This window comes from Mesorhizobium sp. Mes31 (assembly GCF_024519675.1).
Classification (GTDB): Bacteria; Pseudomonadota; Alphaproteobacteria; order Rhizobiales; family Rhizobiaceae; genus Mesorhizobium.
On record NZ_JALJRL010000001.1, the window covers coordinates 284,771 to 310,379 of the forward strand.

The following is a 25,609-nucleotide window of genomic DNA, read 5'->3' on the forward strand; positions in this document are numbered from 1 at the left end:
GGTCTGAGCGCGCCGTAGATGCCGTTACGGCAAGTCGGCAAGAGGTTCCCTATATCAGTTGAATCTTATCAATCCCTTATGGACCGAGGTCCGACGGCGTCCGGGGCTGCCTGGTCGAAAGCCGGATCGCTGGCTTTGGCTGGCCATTCGTCCGCCGCACGGACCGTTCGTCACGTCCCCGCCGTATACGCCGCGATCGCCGCCATGTTGACGATGTCCGAGTCCTTGGCGTTGAGCGAGACGATCTGCACCGGCTTGTTCAGGCCAACCAGCAGCGGGCCGATCACCGTCGAGCCGCCGAGTTCCTGCAGCATCTTGGTCGAGATCGAGGCCGAGTGGAACGCCGGCATGATCAGCACGTTGGCCGGGCCGGTCAGGCGGATGAACGGATATTGCGCCATGGCGCGGGCATTGAGCGCGACATCAGCGGCCATCTCGCCGTCATATTCGAAATCGACGCGGCGCTTGTCGAGGATGCGCACGGCTTCCTGGACGCGTTCGGAGCGTTCGCCCTGCGGATGGCCGAAGGTGGAATAGGCGAGCATGGCAAGCCTCGGCTCGTAGCCCATGCGGCGGGCAAAGCCGGCCGCCTCCTCGGCGATGTCGGCGATCTGCTCGGCGTTCGGCATGTCGTGCACGGCGGTGTCGGCGACGAGCACGGTTCTGCCGCGCGCCAGCACGATCGAGACACCGATGACGCGGTGGCCGGGCTTGGCGTCGATGACGCGGCGGATGTCGTCGAGCGCGGTGGAATAGTTGCGGGTGACGCCGGTGACGATGCCGTCGGCGTCGCCCAGCGCCACCATGCAGGCGGCGAAATGGTTGCGGTCGTTGTTGATCAGGCGCTGGCAGTCGCGGAACAGGAAGCCCTTCCGCTGCATGCGCTCGTAGAGATAGTCGGTGTAGATCGAGTTGCGGCGCGACAGCCGGGCATTGATGATCTCGATGCCTTGCTTGTTGAGGTCGATGCCGGCGTGCTTGCCGTTTTCCTTGATGACGTCGTCGCGGCCGAGCAGGATGGCGGTGCCGAGCCGCTGGTTCACATAGGAGACGGCGGCGCGCATCACCTGCTCCTCCTCGCCCTCGGCGAAGACGACGCGCTTGGGCTGACGCCGCACGCGGTCGTAGATGCGCTGCAGGGTCGAGGCGATCGGATCGCGGCGAGCGGACAGCTCCTGCGCGTAGCGGTCGAGGTCGAGGATCGGCTTGCGGGCGACGCCCGAATCCATCGCCGCCTTGGCAACCGCGATCGGGATGGCCGAGATCAGGCGCGGGTCGAACGGCACCGGGATGATGTAGTTGGGACCGAATTTCGGCCGGTTGCCCTGATAGGCGGCGGCAACGTCGTCGGGTACGTCCTGGCGTGCCAGTGCTGCCAGCGCGCGGGCGGCGGCGATCTTCATGTCGTCATTGATGGTGGTGGCCCGCACATCCAGCGCGCCACGGAAGATGTAGGGGAAGCCGAGCACGTTGTTGACCTGGTTCGGATAGTCCGAACGCCCGGTGGCCATGATGGCGTCGGTGCGGATCTCGGTCACTTCCTCCGGCGTGATCTCCGGATCGGGATTGGCCATGGCGAAGATGATCGGGTTCTTGGCCATCGACTGCACCATGGCCGGGGTCAGCGCGCCCTTGGCGGAAAGGCCGAGGAAGACGTCGGCGCCGTCGAGCGCCTCGGCGAGGCTGCGCGCCTCGGTCTTGATCGCATGCGCCGACTTCCACTGGTTCATACCTTCGGTGCGGCCCTGGAAGACGACGCCCTTGGTGTCGCACAAGGTGATGTTCTCCGGCGCGAAGCCCATCGCCTTCAAGAGCTCGATGCACGCGATGCCGGCGGCGCCGGCGCCGTTGCAGACCATTTTCGTGGTCTTCATGTCGCGGCCGGTGATCTCCAGCGCATTGATCAGGCCGGCGGCCGAGATGATGGCGGTGCCGTGCTGATCGTCGTGAAAGACCGGAATGTCCATCAGCTCGCGCAGGCGCTGCTCGATGATGAAGCACTCCGGCGCCTTGATGTCCTCGAGGTTGATGCCGCCGAAGGAGGGGCCGAGGAAGCGCACGCAGTTGATGAACTCGTCGGCATCCTCGGTGTCGACCTCGAGGTCGATGGAATCGACATCGGCGAAGCGCTTGAACAGCACCGCCTTGCCTTCCATGACCGGCTTGGAGGCCAGCGCGCCGAGATTGCCGAGGCCGAGGATGGCGGTGCCGTTGGAAATGACGGCGACCATGTTGCCGCGCGTCGTGTAGTCGAAGGCGCGGCTGGGGTCCTCGGCGATGGCCAGGACAGGAACCGCGACACCCGGCGAATAGGCGAGGCTGAGGTCACGCTGCGTCGCCATCGGCTTGGTGGCGACGACCTCCAGCTTGCCGGGGCGACCCATGGCGTGGAATTCGAGCGCTTCCTGCGCGCTGACGGACGGACCGTTGTTCTCGGTTTTCCTGGCCATGATGTTCTTGATTTCCTCACCTTATGCAGCACCTCCTTGAAGCGGGTGCCTTGTGTCGCTCCGAATTAAGACCACGCGCCGCCGCGTGTAAACCGCCAGCACTCGGGAATCGCAGCCCGAAGGTCAAATGCCAGCAAGCGACAGCCTCCGTCGTCCCCTGCTTTTCGCGGGCCCGGCATTAAACCGCGCGATCACTTCTGCTAGCGTGCCGCGCATGAACATGCACACCCCGAACGAGCCCGAAGCTCCCGAGGCGATGACGTCGTTGCCCACCGCCGTCACGCCGATGATGGAGCAGTTCATCGAGATCAAGGCAGCGAACCCGGATTCGCTGCTGTTCTACCGCATGGGCGATTTCTACGAGCTGTTCTTCGACGACGCCGAGAAGGCGAGCCGCGCGCTCGGCATCGTCCTGACCAAGCGCGGCAAGCATCAGGGCCACGACATTCCGATGTGCGGCGTGCCGGTGCATGCGGCCGACGACTATCTGCAGAAGCTGATTGGCCAGGGATTCCGCGTTGCCGTCTGCGAGCAGATCGAGGATCCGGCCGAGGCCAAGAAACGCGGCGGCAAATCGGTGGTGCGGCGCGACGTGGTGCGGCTGGTGACGCCGGGCACCATCACCGAGGACAAATTGCTGGCGCCGTCGGAATCGAGCTTCCTGATGGCGCTGGGGCGGGTGAAGGGTGGAGCGGAGCACTCCTTTGCCCTGGCCTGGATCGACATTTCGACCGGCGCTTTCCGTGTCACTGACACCACCGCCGACCGGCTGCTGGCCGACATCTTCCGTGTCGATCCGCGCGAACTGATCGTCGCCGAGCCGGTGTTCCATGATCCGGAGCTGAAGCCGGTGTTCGACGTGCTCGGCCGCGTCGCCAACCCGCAGCCGCCCTCGCTGTTCGATTCTGCCTCGGCCACCGGGCGCATCGCCCGTTTCTTCGAGGTGGCGACGCCGGACAGTTTTGGCGCCTTTTCGCGCGCCGAGCTGTCGGCGATCTCGGGTGCCATCGCCTATGTCGAGAAGACGCAGAAGGCTGAGCGCCCGCCACTGTCGCGGCCGGAGCGCGAGGAGCAGGGATCGACCCTGTTCATCGATCCGGCGACGCGCGGCAATCTGGAACTCTTACGCACGCTGTCCGGCAGCCGCGAGGGTTCGCTGTTCAAGGCGATCGACCGCACGGTGACCGGCGGTGGCGCAAGGCTGCTCGCCGACCGGCTGATGGCACCGCTGACCGACCCGGCGGCGATCGGCGCGCGTCTTGACTCGGTGTCGTTCTTCCGCTCCGAGACGCGGCTGTGCCAGGCGGTGCGGTCGAGCCTGAAGAGCGTCGCCGACATGCCGCGCGCTTTGTCGCGGCTGGCGCTCAACCGTGGTGGCCCGCGCGACCTCGGGGCGCTGCGCGCCGGCTTCGAGGCGGCAGCCGCCATCGCCCAGATCTTTGCCGCAACCGCCCTGCCCCTGGAACTCACGGCGGCACTGGCCGCTATTCATGCGCTGCCCCAGGCGCTTGCCCGGCATCTGACGCAGGCGCTGGGCGAGGAACTGCCGCTGCTCAAGCGCGACGGCGGCTTCGTGCGCGGCGGCTACCATGCCGATCTCGACGAGATGCGGGCGCTGCGCGACGAATCGCGAAAGGTGATCGCCGGGCTGGAGCGCTCGCTGATCGACGAGACCGGCATCCGCTCGCTGAAGATCCGGCACAACAATGTGCTCGGCTATTACATCGAGGTGACAGCCAACCATCACGCGGTCATGACCGGCAGCGATGGTGCCAAGGCACGCTTCATCCACCGTCAGACCATGGCCAACGCCATGCGTTTCACCACGACCGAACTCGCCGAACTCGAGACAAAGATCGCCAATGCCGCCGACCGGGCGCTCAGCATCGAACTGGCCGCCTTCGACGCGCTGACGGCGGAAGCGGTCGGCGAAGCGGAAAAGATCCGCGCCGGCGCCGATGCGCTCGCCGTACTCGACGTGTCGGCGGCGCTCGCGCTTTTGTCGGAAAGCGAGGCTTGGTGCCGGCCGCTGGTGGATTCCAGCCTCGCCTTCGAGATTGCGGGCGGGCGGCATCCGGTGGTCGAACAGGCACTGCGCCGCTCCGGCGAAGGCCCGTTCGTCGCCAATGATTGCGACCTGTCGCCGGAAGGCAGCGCGAAAAACGGCGCCATCTGGCTTTTGACCGGGCCCAACATGGGTGGCAAGTCGACGTTCCTGCGGCAGAACGCGCTGATCGCCATCCTGGCCCAGACCGGCTCCTTCGTGCCGGCGACGTCCGCCCATATCGGCGTCGTCGACCGGCTGTTCTCGCGCGTCGGCGCCTCGGACGATCTGGCGCGCGGCCGCTCCACTTTCATGGTCGAGATGGTCGAGACGGCGGCGATCCTCAACCAGGCCGGCGAACGGGCGCTGGTCATCCTCGACGAGATCGGCCGCGGCACCGCCACCTTCGACGGCCTGTCGATCGCCTGGGCGGCTGTCGAGTACCTGCACGAGAAGAACCGCTGCCGGGCGATCTTCGCCACCCATTTCCACGAGATGACCTCGCTGGCCGGCAAGCTGGCGCGGCTGCACAACGTCACCATGCGGGTCAAGGAATGGGAAAACGACGTCGTCTTCCTGCACGAGGTCGGCAAGGGTGCCGCCGACCGATCCTACGGCGTGCAGGTGGCGCGGCTCGCCGGCCTGCCTGAGGCGGTGGTCGACCGGGCCAAGGAAGTGCTGCACCAGCTGGAAGAAGGCGAGGTTTCCGGCAAAACCAACCGGCTGGTCGACGACCTGCCGCTGTTTTCGGTGGCGGTGAAGCGCGAAGCGCCGAAGCCGGTGAAGAGCGACGCGTTGGGCGCGGCGCTTGGCGACATCAATCCCGACGAGATGACGCCAAGGGAAGCGCTCGAAGCGCTGTACCGGCTGAAGGGACTGGCGAAGTAGTCAAGACCGTCGTTTCAGGCGATCAATTGCCGAAGTCAGCACCGCCTGCCGGTAGCAATGCATGCCCATTTCGACGCTGGCGCGGCATCGGCGGTGCCCCCATCCGTTCGTGCCGGCCCGCCATGCCGTTTATGGAAGCCGAAACTGCTGGCGCTGCGACCACGCGATAGCAGCAAGAACCGCGCCCATGACAATCGTGTGAATCCAGTCCTGATGCAGGAAGAATATCTGCGCGAAGAACGCACCGATGCAGACGGCCGTCAGCACGACCGCACCAAAGAACGTTGTTGTCGGGATGAGCAAAAGTATGGCGCCGCCGATCTCAATGATCGCGGTGAAATAGCGGAACCACTGTCCCAGCCCAATCGTATCGAACTCGGCGACCATTTGAGGCAGCCCGTAGAGCTTCGCGCATCCGGCCCCTATGAAGGCGAGGGCAAAGGCGATCTTAAGCACCCAGAAGGCGATCGGTTTCCATCGGCTTGCGGGGGCGGATGCAGACAGCGACATGACAATTCCCGTGTTAATTTGAATGTGCTGGTGATAATGTGGATGCAACATCGAAAGCACAAGTAGGATGGATTTTCTGGTATAGTATGGAAAATATGACCGACACTACCGACACTCTGGAATGTGAGAGGATAGCCGCGTTGCGCGAGCCGCCCCCGGAGATCGACGCCACGTTGGCCGTCCTCGGCGGCAAGTGGAAAATCCTCATTCTTTGGCAATTGATCGGACGCCCTTGCCGGTTCAACGAACTGCGCCGGGCCATAGCGGGTGTCAGCCAGCACATGCTGACGACCCACCTGCGCGAGCTTGAAGGCCAGGGGATCGTCAGCCGAAAAATCTTCGCCGAAGTGCCGCCGCGGGTGGAATACGCACTGACCGATCACGGCAAGACGTTAGGCACCGTGCTGCGTACCCTGGCGGAATGGGGCAAGACGCATCTCGAGCGCAGCCCTGCGGGCCAGAAACCGTAGCGGGACGAAGCCGACGCCTGGACTTGCTTCGCCGCTCAGATCATCTCCAGCCCGCGCTTGCGGGTCGGCGGCGGGAAGGCACGGTCGAGATCGGCAATATCCTGCGCCGTAAGCCTGATGTCGAGCGCGGCGACGTTCTGGCGGACATGCTCCTGGCTGCTGGCCTTGGGGATGGCGATGACGCCGTCCTGATGCATCACCCAGGCAAGCGCGATTTGTGCCGGCGTCGCATCGTGGCGTGCGGCAACGGCGTCGAGCCGGGCATTGCGCGCCAGCGCGCCCTGCTCGACCGGCGAATAGGCCATCAGCGGAATGCCACGCTGGCGGCTCCAGGGTGCCAGGTCGAACTCGATGCCGCGCCGGACCAGATTGTAGAGCACCTGGTTGGTCTGGACGTTGGCGCCGGACGGCAGCGATGCCAGTTCACGCATCTCGTCGGTATCGAAATTGCTGACGCCCCAGTGGCGGATCTTGCCGGCCTTCTTCAAAGCCTCGAAGGCCGCCACCGTCTCCGTCAACGGCACGCTGCCCGGCCAATGCAGCAGGTAAAGATCGATGCGGTCCGTGCGCAGGCGCTTCAGGCTGTTTTCGCAGGCGCGCTGGACGCCGGCGCGCGAGGCGTTGGACGGCAGCACCTTCGAGACCAGGAATGTCTCGGCGCGGCGCCCGGCAATGGCCTCGGCCACCACCTCCTCGGCACCGCCACTGGCATACATTTCGGCGGTGTCGATCAGCGTCACGCCAAGATCGAGGCCGAGCTTGAGAGCGTTAACCTCATCGGCGCGACGGCGGGCGTCCTCACCCATCTTCCAGGTGCCCTGACCGAGAATGGGGACGGCTTCGCCCGCGGGCAGCGTGGTGGTTCTGATGATCGATGGCATGGCGGGGCTCCGGTTGGGACCCGATCGCATCACAGCCCCGGCGAGAAATCCAGAGCGAGTTCCCTCCGGATTCTCTTCGCCATCGGCAGAAGGCTCACTTCACGGGATGAGCGGCAAGCCAGTCCTGCATCTGCTTGATCTCGGCTTCCTGCGCGGCGATGACCGCCTCGGCCAGTTTGCGGATTTCCGGGTCCTTGCCGTTGGCGAGCTCGACCTTGGCCATGTCGATGGCACCCTGGTGATGCGGGATCATGCCCCTGACGAAGTCGACATCGGCGTTGCCGGAATATTCGATCATCATGTCGCCATGCATCTTGTCCATCGCCGCCTTGTAGGCGTCGGTCGAGGGACTGTCCGCGCCCATCGCCATGCCGGCCATGTCGTGTTTCATTTCCTCGCTCTGCGCCGGAACACTTTCGAGAAAGACGGCAAGCAGCATTCCGGCCGCCATCAGCAACAGCACGAGTTTTTTAGCCAAGGTCATTCATGGTCTCCTGTTGGGTGGATTCGTATTTGGGGGCTTTGCTCAGAGTTTCAACGTTCTCAGCCGCAATGCATTCGATATCACCGACACCGAGGACAGGCTCATCGCCGCCGCCGCCAGCATCGGCGACAGAAGCGTGCCGGTGAGCGGATAGAGCACGCCGGCGGCGACCGGCACGCCAAGCACGTTGTAGAGGAAGGCGAAGAACAGGTTCTGGCGGATGTTGCCAATCGTCGCCCGCGCCAGCGTGCGCGCCCGCACGATGCCGTTGAGGTCGCCCTTGACCAGAGTGATGCCGGCGCTCTCGACAGCGACGTCGGCGCCGGTGCCCATGGCGATGCCGACATCGGCAGCGGCAAGTGCCGGTGCATCGTTGACGCCGTCGCCCGCCATGGCGACGCCGGCGCCCTTGGCGCGCAGTTCCTCGACGAGCGCTGCCTTCTGTTCCGGCAACAGGCCGGCGCGGACCTCGTCGATGCCGAGGCTCCTGGCGATCGCGTTGGCCGTGCGCTCATTGTCGCCGGTCGCCATGATGATCCTCAACCCGCTGTCATGCAGCGCCTTGATCGCCTCGGCGGTGGTTGACTTGACCGGATCGGCGACGACGACGATGCCGGCCAGCCTGTTGCCGACGGCAACAAACATCACGGTCTTGCCCTCGGCCTGCAGCGTCTCCGTCCTGGCTGCGATGGATGCGGTGTCGATGCCGAGATCGGCCATCATCGCCGCGTTGCCGAGCGCGACCTTCTGTCCCGACACGGTGCCGGAAACGCCCTTGCCGGTGACCGCCTCGAAATCGCTGGCTTCGACGATCGTCAGGCCACGGGCGCTAGCCCCCTCGACGATCGCCTCGGCAAGCGGATGCTCCGAGCCTTTTTCTAGAGCGGCCGCAAGCGCCAGCAATTCATTCTCGGCCACGCCCTCGACAGCGACGACATCGGTCAATCGCGGCCGGCCTTCGGTCAAGGTGCCGGTCTTGTCGACGATCAGCGTGTCGACCGAGGCAAAGCGCTCGAGTGCCGCGGCTTCCTTGATCAGCACGCCGGCGTGCGCCCCGCGCCCGGTGGCGGTCATGATCGACATCGGCGTGGCGAGGCCGAGCGCGCAAGGACAGGCGATGATCAGCACCGACACTGCCGAAACAATGGCGAAGATCAGGCTGGGCTCAGGTCCGAAGATCGCCCAGGCGGCGAAGGCCACGACCGCGACAAGAACGACGGCCGGGACAAAGTAGAACGACACGCGATCGACCAGCCCCTGGATCGGCGCACGCGAGCGCTGCGCCTTGGCGACGAGTTCGACGATGCGCGCCAGCGTGGTCTCGGCGCCGATCCGGTCGGCACGCATGATCAGCGAGCCGTTCTTGTTGAGCGTGCCGCCGGTCAGCGCATCGCCTTCGGCCTTTTCGACCGGCAACGGTTCGCCTGTGATCATCGATTCGTCGACTGAGGAACGGCCGTCCAGCACGGTGCCATCGACCGGCACGGCGTCACCAGGGCGAATGCGCAAGCAGTCGCCGGCCTTGACCGCGTCGAGCGGCACGTCGCTTTCCGAACCGTCGGCGGCGATCAGCCGCGCGGTCTTCGGCGCGAGATCGAGCAAGGCACGGATCGCCGAGCCGGTCATTTCGCGGGCGCGAAGCTCCAGCACCTGGCCAAGGAAAACCAGCGCGACGATGACCGCGGCGGCCTCGAAATAAACCGGCACCGCACCACCATGGCCGCGGAACTGATGGGGGAAGATATCTGGAAACAGCGTCGCGACGACGCTGTATAGATAGGCCGCGCCGACACCGAGCGAGATCAGCGTCCACATGTTGGGGCTGCGGTTGAGGATCGAATCCCAGCCGCGACGGAAGAAGGGGAAGGCGGCCCAAAGCACCACCGGACTCGCCAGGGCCAGCTCGATCCAGACCTTTGTCCGATCCTCGACCAGGCCTCCAAACGTCAGGCCGATCATGGGCGCCATGGCCATGATCAGAAGCGGGACCGACAGGGCCGCGCTCACCCAGAACCGCCTGGTGAAATCGACCAGTTCGGGATTTGGCCCTTCATCGCCTGTCGGCACGCCCATCGGCTCCAGGGCCATGCCGCAGATCGGGCAGGAGCCGGGCTTGTCGCGGATGATCTCGGGGTGCATCGGACAGGTGTATTGCGTGCCCTTGGGCATTGGCTGCGGCGCTGGCCTGTCGCCGAGATATTTCTGCGGCTCGGCCTCGAATTTCGCCTTGCAGCCGGCGGAGCAGAAATAGAAGCCCTGGCCTTCGTGACGGACAAAGTGCTTCGCCGTGGCGCGGTCGACAAGCATGCCGCAGACCGGGTCGGTGGCCGTCAGGAAGCCTTCCGGCTCGGCCTCGAACTTCGAACGGCAGCGCTCGCTGCAGAAATGATAGAGGTGGCCGCCATGTTCTGACGTCGGCTTGCCGGCGGCGGGATCGACGGTCATGCCGCATACCGGATCGCGCACAACTCCCGTGTCGCCAGCCGCGGCTTTTGCCGCGCAGCAGCTGCCATGCGCGTGATGATCGTGATCTGAATGCGTCATTTGGAAGTGCCTCGATGCCTTCTGCTTCGGTGCTGGAGGTAGTGCTTCCAGTAACTGGAAGGTCAAGGGCTGTTTTGATTTTTTCCCATTGGCGCCGACGGTGGCTATCCTCCCCAAAAAAGCTCGCACGCAGCAGCACCGCCTATGCTAGAAGCGCCGCCTGGTCCCTGTATGGTAAAGATTTCGTTAGACAATGAAGTGTCTGGTCATCAACCTCGATCGGTCTCCAGACCGGCTTGCCCATATCACGGCGGAGTTTGCCCGCATCGGCGTTGCCTTTGAGCGAATCGTTGCAATCGACGCCCGTGACCATCCCGACCTGGTGCTGCAGCCACAGCATGCGATGTACGCCATCCGGCACCTGTCCGGCAGCGAGATCGCCTGCATGCACAGTCATCGCGCCTGCTGGTCGATCATCGCGCAGGACGACGCCCCCTACGGCGCCATCTTCGAGGATGACATGGTGTTTTCCGCGAAAGCGGGTGCCTTGCTGGCTGATGCGCGCTGGATTCCAGCGGATGCCGATGCCATCAAGCTCGAAACATTCTTCAGCAAGACCATGATCCAGCGGAAAAAGACTCCCGTTGGTCATGGTTTTTCTGTGTTCAGGCTCCGCAGGAGCCACATGGGAACCGGCGGCTACGTCCTCTCCAGGCAGATGGCACGCGATCTCCTGGAAGCAACCGCGCAGACCAATGCCGCGGCTGACGATCTCGTCTTCAACCCGGCATTCCCGACATCGGGCAGCAAGACGATCTACCAGCTCGTTCCCGCGCTCTGCGCGCAGGACCAGTTCATGGACGACAGGCTGCCAAGCCTGCTTTCCGAGGAACGGGACGCCGAATGGGTCGCGAGCGGGCTGACCGTAAAGCGCAAAAAACCGATCGCCGAGAAAATAAGGACAGAGACCAGGCGGATCGTCGAGTGGATCATCGATTTCTGCAGGTTGCGGCAATATAGGGTCATCCCGCTCGATCCGCCCGCGGCAGAGGAATAGGCGGCTTGCCGGGCCTGCCAGCAGGCCCCATACCCAGCGCCGTGAAAACGCGCTATAGACGCCGCCCAAAAGGCAAGGCCAACCGGTACCTATGGCGAAAATCTCCCTGAAGCTCGATGAACTGATCGACGGCGAAGCCTTGCGCCGCGAGATGACCGCGCTGACCCGGGCCACGGCCGGGGACGGCTCGGGACAGGCCGCGCGCAGCGGTGTGCTCCAGCTTCTCAAAGGGCGGCTGGCGGACGGGCGCGCCATCGCCGAACGCATGCTGAGGGACGACGGCGGCGGCAGTGCCTGCTCGGCGCGGCTCTCGCATCTCATGGACGAGATCATCCGGGCGCTTTACGATTTCGCCGTCACGCATGTCTACCGGGTCAAGAACCCATCTTCGGCGGAGCGCATGGCCGTCGTCGCGGTCGGCGGCTATGGCCGCGGCACGCTGGCGCCCGGGTCCGACATCGACCTGTTGTTCCTGCTGCCCTACAAGCAGACGCCGTGGGGCGAGCAGACCGTCGAATACATGCTCTACATGCTGTGGGACCTCGGGCTCAAGGTTGGCCACGCCACCCGCAACATCGACGAATGCCTGCGCCTGTCTCGCACCGACATCACCATCCGGACCTCAATCCTCGAAGCGCGTTTCCTGTGGGGCGAGCTCAAGCTCTATGACGAGCTGATGCTGCGCTTCGACCATGAGGTGGTGCGCACGACTGGCCCCGAATATGTCCAGGCCAAGCTTGCCGAACGCGACGACCGCCATGCCAAGGCTGGTGAAAGCCGCTATCTCGTCGAGCCCAACGTCAAGGACGGAAAAGGCGGCCTGCGCGACCTGCAGACGCTGTTCTGGATCGGCAAGTACTTCTACCGGGTGCGCACCGGCGAGGAGCTGGTCGACAAGGGCGTCTTCACCGAAGGCGAATACCGGGAGTTCCAGAAGGCCGAGGATTTCCTGTGGGCGGTGCGCTGCCACATGCATTTCCTCACCGGCAAGGCCGAGGAACGGCTGCATTTCGACATCCAGCGCGAGATCGCCGAGCGGCTGGGCTACACCAGCCATCCCGGGCTGTCGGCGGTCGAACGTTTCATGAAGCACTACTTCCTCGTGGCCAAGGATGTCGGCGACCTGACCCGCATCTTCTGCGCCGCGCTCGAGGAAGAGCAGGCCAAGCACGTGCCGGGCTTCAACCGCATCTTCCTCACCTTCTCACGGCGCAAGCGCAAGCTTGCCGGCACGTCGGACTTCATCGTCGACAACCACCGCATCAACATCGCCGACGACCAGGTTTTCCAGCGCGATCCGGTCAATCTGCTGAGGTTGTTCTGGTTCGCCGACAAGCACGGTCTGGAATTCCATCCCGATGCGCTGAAGCTGTTGACCCGCTCGCTTGGCCTGGTCAACAAGTCGCTGCGGCGCGACGAGGAGGCCAACCGGCTGTTCCTCGACATCCTGACCTCGGATCGCAACGCCGAACTCAATTTGCGGCGCATGAACGAGGCCGGGCTGCTGGGCAGACTGATCCCGGATTTCGGCAAGATCGTCGCCATGATGCAGTTCTCGATGTACCACCACTATACGGTGGACGAGCATCTGATTCGCTGCATCGGCGTGCTGGCGGAGATCGAGCGCGGCGACGGCGAAAAGATCCACCCGCTGTCGCACACGCTGATTTCGGGGCTCAGGAAGAGCCGCGAGGCGCTGTATGTCGCCGTGCTCCTGCACGACATCGCCAAGGGCAGGCCGGAGGATCACTCCGAGGCCGGCGCCAGAATCGCCCGCCGTATCTGTCCGCATATGGGGCTCTCGGCCGTCGACACCGAAACGGTCGCGTGGCTGGTCGAGCATCATCTCGTGATGTCGATGACGGCGCAGACCCGCGACCTCAACGACCGCAAGACGATCGAGGATTTCGCCTCGATCGTGCAGTCGGTGGAGCGGCTGAAGCTGCTTTTGATCCTGACCGTGTGCGACATCAGAGGCGTCGGACCGGGCGTCTGGAACGGCTGGAAGGGCCAGTTGCTGCGCACACTCTACTACGAGACCGAACTGCTCCTGACCGGCGGGTTTTCGGAGGTGTCGCGCGCCCAGCGGACGGCGGCGGCGCGCGAGCGTCTGGCCGAGGCGCTCGCCGACTGGCCGGACAAGGCGCGCAAGCGCTATGTCGGCCTGCACTATGAGAATTACCTGCTGACCGTCGATCTCGCCGACCAGTTGCGCCATGCCGAGTTCATCCGCGAAGCCGACGTGGCCGGCAACAAGCTCGCCACCATGGTCAAGACCCACCAGTTCGAGGCGGTGACCGAGATCACCGTGCTGGCGCAGGACCATCCCCGCCTGCTCTCGGTTGTCGCCGGGGCCTGCGCCGGAGCCGGCGGCAACATCGTCGACGCGCAGATCTTCACCACGTCGGATGGCCGCGCCCTGGACACCATCCTGATCTCCCGCGAGTTCGACCGCGACGAGGACGAGCGCCGGCGCGCCGAGCGCGTCGGCCGGCTGATCGAGGACGTGCTGTCGGGCAAGAGCTGGCTGCCGGAGATGATCGAGAAGCGCACCAAGCCGCGGCGCGGTGCCAAGGTGTTCAAGATCCCGCCGCGTGCCGAAATCCGCAACACGCTGTCGAACCGTTTTTCGGTCATCGAGGTCGAGGGTCTGGACCGGCCCGGGCTGCTGTCGGAGATCACCGGAACGCTGTCCGACCTGTCGCTCGACATCGCCTCGGCCCACATCACCACCTTCGGCGAGAAGGTCATCGACACCTTCTATGTCACCGATCTCACCGGCCAGAAGATCGACAGCCCGGCGCGCATCGCCACCATTCGCAACCGGCTGATGACGACGCTCGAAGGCATCGCGCCCGAGCGCGGCGGCAAGGCCAAGGCGGCCGCCGAGTGACGATCACAATCCCCTTGTCCCCATCCCGCAGGCAGTTCCCAGACTTATGAGCCTCGTCAAGAAATTCGCAACGGTCGCCTCCGGCACGCTGATGAGCCGCGCGCTTGGCTTCGGCCGCGAGATGCTGATGGCGGCGGCGCTCGGCACCGGACCGATCGCCGACGCCTTCAACGCCGCCTTCCAGTTTCCCAACACCTTTCGCCGGCTGTTCGCCGAGGGCGCCTTCAACGCCGCCTTCGTGCCGCTGTTCGCCAAGGAGATCGAGACCCACGGCACCGACGGCGCCAAGCGCTTCTCCGAGGAGGTGTTCGGCGTGCTGTTCACGGCGCTGCTGGCGCTGACCATCGTCATGGAACTGGCGATGCCGCTGATCGTGCGCTACCTGGTGGCGCCGGGTTTTGCCAGCACGCCGGGGAAATTCGACACCACGGTGACGCTGGCGACGATCATGTTCCCCTACCTGATCTGCATGTCGCTGGGCGCCATGATGGCGGGCATGCTGAATTCGCTGCGCCGCTACTTCGCCGCCGCGGTGGCGCCGGTGTTCCTCAACATCATCCTGATCGGCGTGCTCGCCTATGCCTGGTACAAGGGGGCCGACGCGCGCACCGTCGGCTTCGGCCTGTCCTGGGGCGTGCTTGCCGCCGGACTGGTGCAACTGGCGATCGTCTGGGTGGCGGTGCGCCATGCCGGCATCTCGATCGGCTTCCGCCGGCCGAAAATGACGCCCGCGGTCAAGCGCCTGCTGATCCTGGCGCTGCCGGCGGCGATCACCGGCGGCATCACCCAGATCAACCAGCTGATCGGCACGGCGATCGCCTCGGCGCAGAACAGCGCGGTGTCCTCGCTCGCCTATGCCGACCGCATCTACCAGCTGCCGCTCGGCGTCGTCGGCGTCGCGGTCGCGATCGTGCTGTTGCCCGAACTGTCGCGGGCGCTGAAATCAGGCAATCTGATCGAGGCCGCCAACCTGCAGAACCGCTCGGTCGAGTTCACGCTGTTCCTGACCCTGCCGGCGGCCGCCGCGCTCTGGGTCATGTCGGAGCCGATCGTCCGGCTGGTCTACGAGCGGGGCGCGTTCGCCGCCAACCATTCGACACCGACGGTGGCGGCGATCCTGGCGATCTTCGGCCTCGGTCTGCCGGCCTTCGTGCTGATCAAGGCATTCACCCCCGGCTATTTCGCCCGCGAGGATACGCGCACGCCGATGATCTTTGCCGCCATCTCGGTGGGGGTCAACGTCACCACGGCGCTGACGCTGTTTCCGTCGATGGGCGCGCCCGGCATCGCCGTCGCCTCGGCCGTTGCCGGCTGGGTCAACGCGCTGATGCTGCTCGGCGTCCTGATCCGGCGTGGCCATTGGGGCCGCGACGTGCCGCTGATGAAGCGCATTCCGCGGCTGGTGCTGTCGGCGATCGTGATGGCGGTCGCGCTCTATTTTGCCGAGCACTGGTTCGCCGTCAAGCTCGGCCCAGGCTCACCGCTGATCGTCAAGGCGACGACGCTTCTGTCGCTCGTCGCCGGTGGGGCGCTGCTCTACTTCATCGCCGCCTTCGTCACCGGCGGTGCCGATTTCGGCATGATCCGGCGCAACGTCAAGCGGGGCACGGCGAAGGCAACACCTCCCGCCGCAAAACCCGAAGCAGACGAATAGGCCAGGCAACCGACGGTGATGCCGGTCTTGATCGCAGCGCCGTGTTCGTCCATAAGCGCGCCGTCGAAAGACTTTCGCCGCGCGCGAAACGGCCCTCCACAAGCCCAGGGAACAACAATGACCGCCTTCAAGCCACTCGTCTTCTCCGGTGTCCAGCCGACCGGCAATCTGCACCTCGGCAACTATCTCGGCGCCATCAAGAAATTCGTCGCCCTGCAGGACACATCCGACTGCATCTATTGCGTCGTCGACCTGCATTCGCTGACCGCGCAGCTCGTCTATGAAGACCTCGCCGACCAGACACGGTCGATCACCGCGGCGTTCCTCGCCTCGGGCATCGACCCGAAGAAGCACATCGTCTTCAACCAGTCGCGGGTCATGCAGCATGCCGAGCTTGCCTGGATCTTCAATTGCGTGGCGCGCATCGGCTGGATGAACCGCATGACGCAGTTCAAGGACAAGGCCGGCAAGGACCGCGAGAACGCCTCGCTCGGCCTGCTCGCCTATCCCTCCCTGATGGCTGCCGACATCCTGCTCTACCGCGCCACGCACGTGCCGGTGGGCGAGGACCAGAAGCAGCATCTGGAACTGACCCGCGACATCGCGCAGAAATTCAACAACGACTTTTCCGCGCGCATCGCCGGTCTTGGCGTCGGTGTCGAAATGCAGGTCGGCGAAGAGACGGTGAATGGCTATTTCCCGCTGACCGAACCGGTCATCGGCGGGCCGGCGGCGCGCATCATGTCGCTGCGCGATGGCTCGAAGAAGATGTCGAAGTCGGATCCGTCCGATCTGTCGCGCATTAACCTGACCGACGACGCCGATGCCATCTCGAAGAAGATCCGCAAGGCCAAGACCGACCCGGAAGCGTTGCCGAGCGAACTGGACGGCCTGGCCGCCCGGCCCGAGGCGGAAAACCTGGTCGGCATCTATGCCGGTCTCGCCGAGATGTCGAAGGCCGACGTGCTGAAGGAGTTCGCCGGCCAGCAGTTTTCGGTGTTCAAGCCGGCGCTGGCCGATCTGGCGGTGGAAAAGCTGGCGCCGATCGCCAGCGAGATGCGCCGCATTTCCGATGACCGCGCCTATGTCGACGCGGTTCTCAAGGACGGCGGCGAGCGCGCCGGCGTGCTCGCCGAAGCGACGATGAAGACGGTGCGCGACATCATCGGGCTGCTGCAGGGCTGATCCCGACGTTGGTGCACCGCACCAACACTGGCACAAGGCCGGCGGCTTGCCGCCGGTCGGCCGCGGTGGCAGATTGCGGCCGAAAACTCATCGAGTAGATAGACATGGTCTCCAAACGTCTCAGCCGCGAAGCCGGCCACCGCCGCAAGTTCCTGGCGATCATCGACGACACGCCGGAATGCGAACGCGCCGTCGCCTACGCCTCGAAGCGGGCGCAGAGCACCAACGGCACACTGGTGCTGCTCTATGTCATCGAGCCGGACGATTTCCAGCACTGGCTGGGTGTCGAGAAGATCATGCGCGAGGAGGCAAACGCAACGGCGCGCGCTGCACTCGACAGCTATGCCAACAAGGTGCGCCAGAAACTTGGCATCGAGCCGGAGATGGTGGTGCGCGAAGGCAAGCCGACGGACGAGATCCACAAACTGATCGAGGAAGACCAGGATATCGCGATCCTGGTGCTGGCCGCCGGCGCCGGCAAGGAAGGGCCAGGACCTCTGGTCGGCGCTGTCGCCGGCAAGGGTGCCGCATTCCCGATCCCGGTCACCGTGGTGCCGCAGAACCTGTCGGACGAGGAGATCGACAGCCTCGCCTGAGATCTATTGATATTCAGGTGATGCCGGCCTGACCTGAATCTCGACACGCCGTGGAGCTGTCCAATGCGCGCAAAAACATTCCGCCAGCCGGCCATTCCGGCGACGCGTTTCGCTTGAATGTCCCGCCAATAGAGCTTATTTAGAATTATTCCAAACTAGTTGCCCGAATGGGCACGGAGACGGCCATGTTCATCCAGACCGAATCGACACCAAACCCGGCGACGCTGAAATTTCTGCCCGGCAAGGAAGTGCTTCTGGAAGGCACCGCCGATTTCCGCGATGCCGACAGTGCCGCCGTTGCCTCGCCACTGGCCGGCCGGCTGTTCGAGATTCCGGGCGTCACCGGTGTCTTCTTCGGCTACGACTTCATCACCGTGACCAAGGATGGCCCCGACTGGCAGCATCTGAAGCCGGCTATCCTGGGCGCCATCATGGAGCATTTCATGTCCGGCGCGCCGGTCATGGCCAAGGCCGGCCCTGCCGCCGAAACCAGCCTGACCGGTGAGTTCTACGACAAGGCCGACGAGGAACTCGTCATCACCATCAAGGAACTGCTCGACACGCGGGTGCGCCCGGCTGTCGCCCAGGATGGCGGCGACATCACCTTCCGCGGCTTCGAGAACGGCACGGTTTTCCTGCACATGAAGGGCGCCTGCGCCGGCTGCCCGTCATCGACGGCGACGCTGAAGCACGGCATCCAGAACCTGCTGCGGCATTTCGTGCCTGAAGTGCAGCAGGTCGAGCAGGTCTCATAGAGACCACTTCCGAGCGCCAATTCAGCATCGAGAGACAACAAAAAACCGGGCCAAATTGCCCGGTTTTCTGTTTGGGACGTCCGTTGTTGCCTAGACGGTCCGCGTACGAAAGCTGCCTCTATCTGATCACGATTTCCGAAAACCGGTACCGGTTTTTCGGGATCATGATCTAAAGAACAATGACCTTGGCGCCGACCGAGGTGCGGTCATAGAGGTCGATAATATCCTGGTTCATCAGGCGGATGCAGCCCGACGACATTGCCTTGCCGATAGAGTTCCATTCCGGGCTGCCATGCAGGCGATAGCCCATGTCGCCGCCCTTGTTGAACAGATACATGGCGCGTGCGCCGAGCGGGTTCTTCAGACCAGGCTCCATGCCGCCGGCAAACTTGGCCAGTTCCGGCTGACGCTGGATCATCTGCGAAGGCGGCGTCCAGGTCGGCCACTCGCGCTTCAGCGCGATGTGGGCGGTGCCGTGCCATTCAAAGCCCTCGCGGCCAACGCCGATGCCGTAGCGCATCGCCAGGCCGTCGCCCTCGACGAAGTACAGAAACTTGTTCTGCGTATCGACGATGATCGTGCCTGGCTTTTCCTGGGTGTCGTAATTCACCTCTTGCCGATGATACTTCATCGGCACCTTCTCGATCGGGATGCGCGGCAGCTGGTAACCGGCATCGGTGACCGCGCCATAGTCGTTGGAGAACATCCGCGAGCCGATGGTGCTGCAACCGGCGATAGCAGTGGAAAGCGCCAGTGCGGCGACTATTGCAAACGACTTCATGCGCATCAGGTGATCCGGTGCCCCGCCCCAGCGGCACGAGTCGGCCGCTTTCTCACCATTATTCATGCTGGCATTTGCTTTGCTTGCCAAGCACGCGATGCCTATATGGTGGGGCTTACGCGCCGGTAACCGTATCACTATGGCATTTCGGCAACAGCCCTCACAGGATTGTGAAGGAAATTCAAAGGGCCAAGCTCGCTGGCTCGTTAAAAACCGAGGAAAATCGTCATGAATGTCGGTGACGCCGCCCACCGTTCAGGCCTGCCGGCCAAGACCATCCGCTACTACGAGGAAATCGGCCTGATCGCTCCGGCGCGCGCCAGCAATGGCTACCGCGACTATTCCGGCGACGACATCCACCGGCTTGCCTTTCTGCGCCGCGCGCGCAACCTCGGTTTTTCCATCGACGATTGCCGGCAGCTGATGGCGCTCTACCAGGATCGCGGCCGCGCCAGCCATGATGTGCGCGAGATTGCAGCCGCGCATGTCACGGCCATCGAGGAGAAGGTGCGCGAGCTGCAGTCGATGCGCTCGACCTTGCAGAAGCTGATCCACGCCTGCCATGGCGACCAGCGGCCGGACTGCCCGATCCTTGATGACATGGCGGGGGCGCTCGGCGACAAAACCGCTTCGGCGCCGGCATAGGGACCGCGCGGCTCGATACCTTATCGGCGCCAGCAGGGAGGATATCCACCAATGGTCTCGATGACCGTCGAATTGCGCAATATCGAGGACACGCAAGCCGCCATGGGCTGGGCCGGCGGCCACACGATCATCGTCGACAGGGCCGAAGGCAAGGCCGGCGGGATGGGCCTCGGCTTCAATGGCGGCCAGCTTCTCGCCCTGGCGATCGGCGGCTGCTTCTGCAACGACCTTCGCTATGTCGCCGAGGAGATGGGCGCGAGACTTGGAAAAATCGCCGTGACCGTGACGCTCACTCTCGAGGGCCAGCCCTTGCTGGCGACCACGGCAACCATGGTGGTCGCCTGTCAGACATTGGATGGCTCTGATCCGGCGCAAATCATTGCAAGGGCCGGAGCTATTTCCACGGTCAGCAATTCGCTGCGGCAGGGCGTGCCGGTCAGCATCGAAACGAACGCGGCGCGGACGTTCGATTGACCCAATTCCTTCCGCCTCTGGCCGCGCCGGCCGACTGCTCTACTTCCCCATTGTCGCGTTGATCAACGATGGAGGTTGGCATGGATCGGCGATTGTTTCTGACTGGAATGCTTGGACTGGCGGGGACCGCGGCCGTGATCACCGTCGCGCGCCCTGGTACCGCATTGGCTGGCATCCCGAATACGGGACCCGGCATTCTCGACGAGCTCGACAAGCCTTCCGACGACATTCTGGAGCCGGATGGTCCCGATACCCAGAACGGCATCGAGCCCGTACACTGGTATCGCAGGAGGCGCCGCCGCGTGTGGAGACGGGTTTGCCGTCGCTACCGGCATCGCGGCCACTGGCACCGGAGATGTTTCCGCAGAGCCGTCTGGATTCACTTCTGACGAGAGCCGGTAAACGCGAAGGCCCAGGAATGGGCCGGGCCTTCGCGGTTCATCAGACGCAAGGCAACGGCCAAATCAAACGCGCGGCCGCGCCGACAAGCGGCCGCACCAGTTTCCACAGGGAACCCCGTTCCCTATGGCTGGGTGTCGCCGACAGGGTTAATTGCGCTATTTCTAATATGCCTATAGTTTGAGCAGCGCGGGGAACGTAGGACCCTTCCGCAGTGGCCGGTGCAGTCCATACCCCAAAGAGCCCGAACTGCACCGGCCATTTGCCCCGCGGATGGGTGGCGCCCATGCCGCAGCCTGAATTGTGATGTTTCATTGGACCCAGTGCCGCGAAAGGCATAGCGTACTGGCTTGCTCAAGCCTCCTGAAAGGAGCGCGAGATGCCGGTCAGCGATGCCGAGTTCATACATCGAGAGAATATCAAGCACTTCGAAAAGAGGCTGGAAACGGAAACAGACCCCGTAAATCGCGGTCTGCTCTTGAAGCTCCTTGCAGAAGAGAAGGCTTGGATGCTCCCTCACGCTCCTGCGGTTAAGACCGCGTAGGGGAAGAGTCGACCAGCGTTCAGGTTGACGCAGGATAGCCGGGTCTGCGCCGGACAGCGTTGGGGTGACCGGGCGGGACCGTGGTGCCCCCCGGCATCCAGTTCTCGATTAAAAATCAATGTACAGTTTTACGGAGGTGAGAGCCCGACCTGTCGAGGACTGGATTCCGATTTTTTCATCTGGGTTTGTCAACCAGATAATCGCCCGCATAAAACAGGTTCAAACCGTGAACAAAATCTGGCATGGTGCATGCATGCCAATCATCTCACCCATAGCAATCAATCCGCTCATCGACGGTCGCCAATCTGAGCGCGCCATGCTGGTGCGGCGCGGGGTGCAGCGGCTGTTGAGGGAAATGGGCGCGCATGTGCTGCCCGAACTGTCGCTGGCCACCGGCCGCCGCGCCGACCTCGTGGCGCTGACCCGGCAGGGCGACATCTGGATCATCGAGATCAAGTCCTCGATCGAGGATTTCCGCGTCGACCGCAAATGGCCCGACTACCGGCTGCACTCCGACCGCTTCTTCTTCGCCACCCATCCCGGCGTGCCCGCGGAGATCTTTCCCGAGGAGTGCGGCTTCATCCTCTCCGACGGCTACGGCGCCGAGATCCTGCGCGATGCGCCCGAGCATCGCATGGCGGCGGCAACGCGCAAGGCACTGATGCTGCGGATCGCACGGGCTGGTGCCGCACGGCTGCTGGCGGCTGAGCTTGCCGGCGTTTCGGTGCCGGCGCTGGAAGGTGAGAGCGAGTAACATCCGCCAAACATCACTGCGGCTGACAGGCTTCACCCTATCCTTCACCGGTTCGAGCTTCGCGGAGGTCGTCCCCTCTCCGTCCCGGCTTTTCCGGGCCACCCCTCCCCGCGTTGCGGGGGCGAGGAACCAAGAGGCGGGAACGACCCTACCCTTCGCCCTCATCCACACCACCAGCCGCCGGCGCCATCAGCAGCACGGCGGCGCCGAGGATGGCGGCGATGAAGGAGCCGGCGAGGATGCCGACCTTGACCGCATCCTGCAGCGCCACATCGCTGGCGAAGGCGAGCAGGCCGATGAACAGGCTCATGGTGAAGCCGATGCCGCAGAGCAGCGAGACGCCGATCATGTGCGACCAGCCGGCATGGGCCGGCAGGTCGGCGACGCCGAGCCTTATGGCAAGTGCGGAGGAGCCCAACACGCCGACCAGCTTGCCGACCACGAGGCCGGCGGCGACACCCAGCGTCAACGGCTGGATCAGCGCGCCAAGGCTCAGGCCGGCCAGCGAAACGCCGGCATTGGCGAAGCCGAAGATCGGGATGACGACGAAGGGCACTATCTTGTGCAGGCCGTGCTCGAGCCGGTGCAGCGGCGAATGGTCGAGATCGTGGCCGACCCCGGCGGAGCGTTCGAGCGGAATGGTCAATGCCAGCGCCACGCCGGCAAGCGTCGCATGGACGCCCGATTTCAGCACCAGCACCCACAGGATGACGCCGAGGACGAGGTAGGGCACCAGCGTCATCACCCGCATGCGGTTGAGCACGACGAGCACGGCAATGACCGCGAAGGCAGCGGCGAGATAGGCTGATGACAGGCCGCTGGTGTAGAATATGGCGATGATGATGACGGCGCCGAGATCATCGATGATGGCGAGCGCGGTGAGAAAGACCTTCAGCGAGGCCGGCACGCGGCTGCCGAGCAGTGACAGCACGCCGAGCGCGAAGGCGATGTCGGTGGCGGTCGGTATCGCCCAGCCGGAGAGTGCCGCCGCATTGTCGCGGTTGACGGCGACATAGACGAGTGCCGGAACCAGCATGCCGCCGGCGGCGGCGATGCCGGGCAGCGCGCGCCTGGGCCAGGTGGACAGCTGGCCGTCCAGCATCTCGCGCTTGATCTCCAGCCCGACGAGCAGGAAGAACACCGCCATCAGCCCGTCATTGACCCAGTGCGAGACGCTGAGCGGACCGAGATAGGCGTGGAGAACGGCGAAATAGGTTTGCGAGAGCGGCGAATTGGCGACGATCAGGGCAAGGGCCGCCGCCGCCATCAGGATGATGCCGCCAGCCGCCTCGCCATCGAGAAATTCGCGGAAGACGGAAACCGGCCGCTGCTTCAAGTCCCGCATGTCGCCTCCGTTAAGCTGCTGATTTCGAAGTTGCCCAATTACTCTTTTTACAGGCGTTTGCGCTGCCCCTCACCTGCCTGCCGGCATCCTCTCCCCGTGGTGACGGGGAGAGGGGCGCTCTCATCACCGGTTTCGCCAATCACCAGCGTCACAAGTAAGGCGCCAGCGTTGCGGCCAGCCCCTTCTCCCCGTCACTATACGGGGAGAAGTGCCCGGCAGGGCGATGAGGGGCGGCGCTAACCTCGGCGATTGGTGGTCTCTGCCACAAGTTGGACACTTGTCATTGGTCCGAAGCAATTGCCCCGCGTGTCCAGAGATCCTAACGCGGCGCGCGTTTGGCCAGGATCCGCTGCAAGGTGCGGCGATGCATGTTGAGCCGGCGCGCGGTCTCGGAGACATTGCGCTCGCACATTTCGTAGACGCGCTGGATATGCTCCCAGCGGACGCGGTCGGCCGACATCGGGTTTTCCGGAGGCGCCGCGCGCTCGCCGGCGGTGCGGGTCAACGCGGCAAAGATGTCGTCGGCGTCGGCCGGCTTCGACAGATAGTCGACGGCGCCAAGCTTCACCGCCGTCACCGCCGTGGCGATGTTGCCATAGCCGGTCAGGATGATGGTGCGGGAATCGTCACGCTTCTCGCGGATGGCCGCGACCACGTCGAGGCCGTTGCCATCGCCGAGACGCATGTCGACCACGGCATAGGCGGGCGGGTTGGCGCGCGCCTTGGCGACCGCTTCCTCGACACTCTCGGCCGTCTCGACCACAAAGCCCCTGGTCTCCATGGCGCGAGCCAGACGCGTAAGGAACGGCTTGTCGTCATCGACGATGAGCAGCGAGGTGTCCTCGCCTTCAACCATTGCGCCAATATTTTCGTCGCCTGTCATAGTCTCAAAATTCCTGCTGCCTCAATTTTACGCAGATATAGTTCCTGAGCCCCGTTGTCCAATTCTTAGAGCCCCCGAAGGGCTCTCAGGCGGTGTCGAACATACTGGCCGAGGTGACTTCCGGATTGAGGAACACGCCGCGCGGCCATGATATCTGTACCACGGCGCCCTCGCCCAGGCCGCTCGAATTGCGAAAATCGAGCGTCGCCCCCGAGCGTTCGAGCAGCGTCTTGGCGATGAACAGGCCCAGCCCCAGGCCGCCGCCGGCTTCGGTGCCCTGGCGCGTCGACATGTAGGGTTCGCCGATACGGTCGATGATCTCGGCCGGGAATCCGGGTCCATCATCGATGATCGAGAAGGTGACGATGGCCTCGTCCCAGCTCCAGCTCACGGTGACGCTCTTGCGGGCAAAGTCGACCGCGTTTTCGACCAGGTTGCCGAGGCCATAGATGACGCCCGGATTGCGGCGTCCGACCGGTTCGGGGCCGATGCGCTCGCCAGGCCGAAGCTTGATCGAGATGCCGAAGTCGCGATGCGGGGCGGTGACCTCCTCGACCAAAGAGGTCAGCGGCAGCCGGGAAAGATGCGCCTCGCCCTCGGACGACAGGCTGGTCAGGCGCTTGAGGATCTCGCGGCAGCGCTCGCTCTGCGAGCGAAGCAGCTTCACGTCTTCCCCGTATTTCGGATCGTTGCCGAGCGCCTTTTCCATCTCCTTGGCGACAAGCGTGATGGTGGCGAGCGGCGTGCCGAGCTCGTGCGCGGCCGCCGCGGCCAGCCCGTCGAGCGCCGACAGGTGTTGTTCGCGCTGCAGCACCAGTTCGGTGGCGGCAAGCGCGTTGGCCAGAAGCCGCGCTTCGGCGGCCACCCGGAAGGCGTACATGGCGGTGAAGGCGATCGAGGACAGCACCGCCATCCACATTCCCGCGACATAGATGAAGGGCATCGCCAGCGGCGCGCCTTCATACCAGGGCAAGGGCAGATGGATGAAAACCAGCAAGGTCGCCGCCGACATCACCAGCCCGCCGAGGATGGCGGTCAGGCGCAGGGGCAGCGATGTCGCCGAAATGACCACAGGCACGGTCATCAGCAGCGAGAACGGATTGGTGAGGCCGCCGGTCATGTAGAGCAGGCCGGCAAGCTGCAGGCTGTCGAAGACGAGGATGCCGAAGGCCGCGAGCGGGGTGAGCCGGTGCGCGGCCGGAAACCGGAAAGCCAGAAACAGGTTCATCCAGGCCGAACAGGCGATCAAGGCGAAGCAGAGGCTGACCGGCAGCGGGAATTTCAGGCCATAGGCGACGACGAGCACGGTCAGGCTCTGGCCGACAATGGCAAGCCAGCGCAGCCGGATCAGCGTGTTGAGGCGCAGTCTCTGGCTCTGCTGGAAATCGGGCGAACGCAAAACGTTGATCATGGCCATGGATTACAGCCGCCGG

General features: G+C 64.3%; 22 protein-coding genes. 13 read left to right on the forward strand and 9 right to left on the reverse strand.

What is annotated here, in order from left to right:
- Nucleotides 1-170 precede the first annotated feature (170 nt).
- On the reverse strand, nt 171-2,450 hold the full coding sequence (locus NR193_RS01305; RefSeq protein ID WP_256749088.1) for an NADP-dependent malic enzyme: 2,280 nt from the start codon (nt 2,448-2,450) through the stop codon (nt 171-173).
- Between the two features lie 214 nt (nt 2,451-2,664).
- Here NR193_RS01305 and mutS point away from each other — a divergent pair, with 214 nt between their 5' ends.
- Nucleotides 2,665-5,382 carry a DNA mismatch repair protein MutS gene (mutS, locus tag NR193_RS01310; RefSeq protein ID WP_256749089.1) on the forward strand — a complete coding sequence of 906 codons (2,718 nt, stop codon included), beginning with the start codon at nt 2,665-2,667 and terminating at the stop codon, nt 5,380-5,382.
- A gap of 129 nt (nt 5,383-5,511) precedes the next feature.
- Here mutS and NR193_RS01315 read toward each other — a convergent pair whose 3' ends face one another.
- Nucleotides 5,512-5,892, reverse strand: coding sequence for a DoxX family protein (locus NR193_RS01315; protein WP_256749090.1), 381 nt, complete (start codon nt 5,890-5,892; stop codon nt 5,512-5,514).
- Between the two features lie 95 nt (nt 5,893-5,987).
- Here NR193_RS01315 and NR193_RS01320 point away from each other — a divergent pair, with 95 nt between their 5' ends.
- Nucleotides 5,988-6,362: a helix-turn-helix domain-containing protein gene (locus NR193_RS01320; RefSeq protein ID WP_256749091.1), complete on the forward strand. Its 375-nt coding sequence runs from the start codon at nt 5,988-5,990 to the stop codon at nt 6,360-6,362.
- Between the two features lie 35 nt (nt 6,363-6,397).
- Here NR193_RS01320 and NR193_RS01325 read toward each other — a convergent pair whose 3' ends face one another.
- From NR193_RS01325 to NR193_RS01335, 3 genes are all read right to left on the reverse strand, one after another.
- Complete coding sequence (locus tag NR193_RS01325; protein WP_256749092.1) at nt 6,398-7,243, reverse strand: aldo/keto reductase; 846 nt, start codon at nt 7,241-7,243, stop codon at nt 6,398-6,400.
- A 94-nt stretch (nt 7,244-7,337) separates the two neighbouring features.
- Nucleotides 7,338-7,727, reverse strand: coding sequence for a DUF305 domain-containing protein (locus tag NR193_RS01330; RefSeq protein WP_091580637.1), 390 nt, complete (start codon nt 7,725-7,727; stop codon nt 7,338-7,340).
- 42 nt (nt 7,728-7,769) lie between these two features.
- Nucleotides 7,770-10,271 (reverse strand): heavy metal translocating P-type ATPase, encoded by a 2,502-nt coding sequence (locus NR193_RS01335; RefSeq protein ID WP_256749093.1) that lies wholly within the window; start codon nt 10,269-10,271, stop codon nt 7,770-7,772.
- A 193-nt stretch (nt 10,272-10,464) separates the two neighbouring features.
- Between NR193_RS01335 and NR193_RS01340 the strand changes: the two genes are divergently transcribed.
- The 6 genes from NR193_RS01340 to NR193_RS01365 all read left to right on the forward strand — a co-directional run bounded on the left by NR193_RS01340 (nt 10,465) and on the right by NR193_RS01365 (nt 18,351).
- Nucleotides 10,465-11,268: a glycosyltransferase family 25 protein gene (locus NR193_RS01340; RefSeq protein WP_256749094.1), complete on the forward strand. Its 804-nt coding sequence runs from the start codon at nt 10,465-10,467 to the stop codon at nt 11,266-11,268.
- Between the two features lie 91 nt (nt 11,269-11,359).
- Nucleotides 11,360-14,161 (forward strand): [protein-PII] uridylyltransferase, encoded by a 2,802-nt coding sequence (locus NR193_RS01345; protein WP_256749095.1) that lies wholly within the window; start codon nt 11,360-11,362, stop codon nt 14,159-14,161.
- Nucleotides 14,162-14,207: 46 nt separating this feature from the next.
- Complete coding sequence (gene murJ / locus NR193_RS01350) at nt 14,208-15,815, forward strand: murein biosynthesis integral membrane protein MurJ (RefSeq protein ID WP_256749096.1); 1,608 nt, start codon at nt 14,208-14,210, stop codon at nt 15,813-15,815.
- Nucleotides 15,816-15,932: 117 nt separating this feature from the next.
- Entirely contained in the window at nt 15,933-17,000 is a 1,068-nt protein-coding gene (trpS, locus tag NR193_RS01355; RefSeq protein WP_256749097.1) for a tryptophan--tRNA ligase, read from the forward strand.
- 104 nt (nt 17,001-17,104) lie between these two features.
- Nucleotides 17,105-17,596 carry a universal stress protein gene (locus NR193_RS01360; protein ID WP_091580652.1) on the forward strand — a complete coding sequence of 164 codons (492 nt, stop codon included), beginning with the start codon at nt 17,105-17,107 and terminating at the stop codon, nt 17,594-17,596.
- 185 nt (nt 17,597-17,781) lie between these two features.
- A complete protein-coding gene (locus NR193_RS01365; RefSeq protein WP_091581039.1) occupies nt 17,782-18,351 on the forward strand; it encodes a NifU family protein in 570 nt (189 codons plus the stop codon).
- Nucleotides 18,352-18,520: 169 nt separating this feature from the next.
- Here the strand turns inward: NR193_RS01365 and NR193_RS01370 are convergent, their stop codons facing one another.
- Nucleotides 18,521-19,138 carry a L,D-transpeptidase gene (locus NR193_RS01370; protein ID WP_256749098.1) on the reverse strand — a complete coding sequence of 206 codons (618 nt, stop codon included), beginning with the start codon at nt 19,136-19,138 and terminating at the stop codon, nt 18,521-18,523.
- Between the two features lie 222 nt (nt 19,139-19,360).
- Between NR193_RS01370 and cueR the strand changes: the two genes are divergently transcribed.
- The 5 genes from cueR to NR193_RS01395 all read left to right on the forward strand — a co-directional run bounded on the left by cueR (nt 19,361) and on the right by NR193_RS01395 (nt 21,948).
- On the forward strand, nt 19,361-19,777 hold the full coding sequence (cueR, locus tag NR193_RS01375) for a Cu(I)-responsive transcriptional regulator (RefSeq protein ID WP_256749099.1): 417 nt from the start codon (nt 19,361-19,363) through the stop codon (nt 19,775-19,777).
- A gap of 51 nt (nt 19,778-19,828) precedes the next feature.
- A complete protein-coding gene (locus NR193_RS01380; protein WP_256749100.1) occupies nt 19,829-20,251 on the forward strand; it encodes an OsmC family protein in 423 nt (140 codons plus the stop codon).
- A gap of 80 nt (nt 20,252-20,331) precedes the next feature.
- Entirely contained in the window at nt 20,332-20,640 is a 309-nt protein-coding gene (locus NR193_RS01385; protein ID WP_256749101.1) for a protamine-2 (modular protein), read from the forward strand.
- A 389-nt stretch (nt 20,641-21,029) separates the two neighbouring features.
- Nucleotides 21,030-21,194 carry a hypothetical protein gene (locus tag NR193_RS01390; protein ID WP_256749102.1) on the forward strand — a complete coding sequence of 55 codons (165 nt, stop codon included), beginning with the start codon at nt 21,030-21,032 and terminating at the stop codon, nt 21,192-21,194.
- Nucleotides 21,195-21,447: 253 nt separating this feature from the next.
- Nucleotides 21,448-21,948 carry an MmcB family DNA repair protein gene (locus tag NR193_RS01395; RefSeq protein WP_256749103.1) on the forward strand — a complete coding sequence of 167 codons (501 nt, stop codon included), beginning with the start codon at nt 21,448-21,450 and terminating at the stop codon, nt 21,946-21,948.
- Nucleotides 21,949-22,096: 148 nt separating this feature from the next.
- Here the strand turns inward: NR193_RS01395 and nhaA are convergent, their stop codons facing one another.
- From nhaA to NR193_RS01410, 3 genes are all read right to left on the reverse strand, one after another.
- A complete protein-coding gene (nhaA, locus tag NR193_RS01400; protein ID WP_256749104.1) occupies nt 22,097-23,293 on the reverse strand; it encodes a Na+/H+ antiporter NhaA in 1,197 nt (398 codons plus the stop codon).
- A gap of 319 nt (nt 23,294-23,612) precedes the next feature.
- A complete protein-coding gene (locus tag NR193_RS01405) occupies nt 23,613-24,176 on the reverse strand; it encodes an ActR/PrrA/RegA family redox response regulator transcription factor (RefSeq protein ID WP_111544836.1) in 564 nt (187 codons plus the stop codon).
- An 85-nt stretch (nt 24,177-24,261) separates the two neighbouring features.
- A complete protein-coding gene (locus NR193_RS01410; RefSeq protein WP_256749105.1) occupies nt 24,262-25,593 on the reverse strand; it encodes an ActS/PrrB/RegB family redox-sensitive histidine kinase in 1,332 nt (443 codons plus the stop codon).
- Nucleotides 25,594-25,609: the final 16 nt, after the last annotated feature.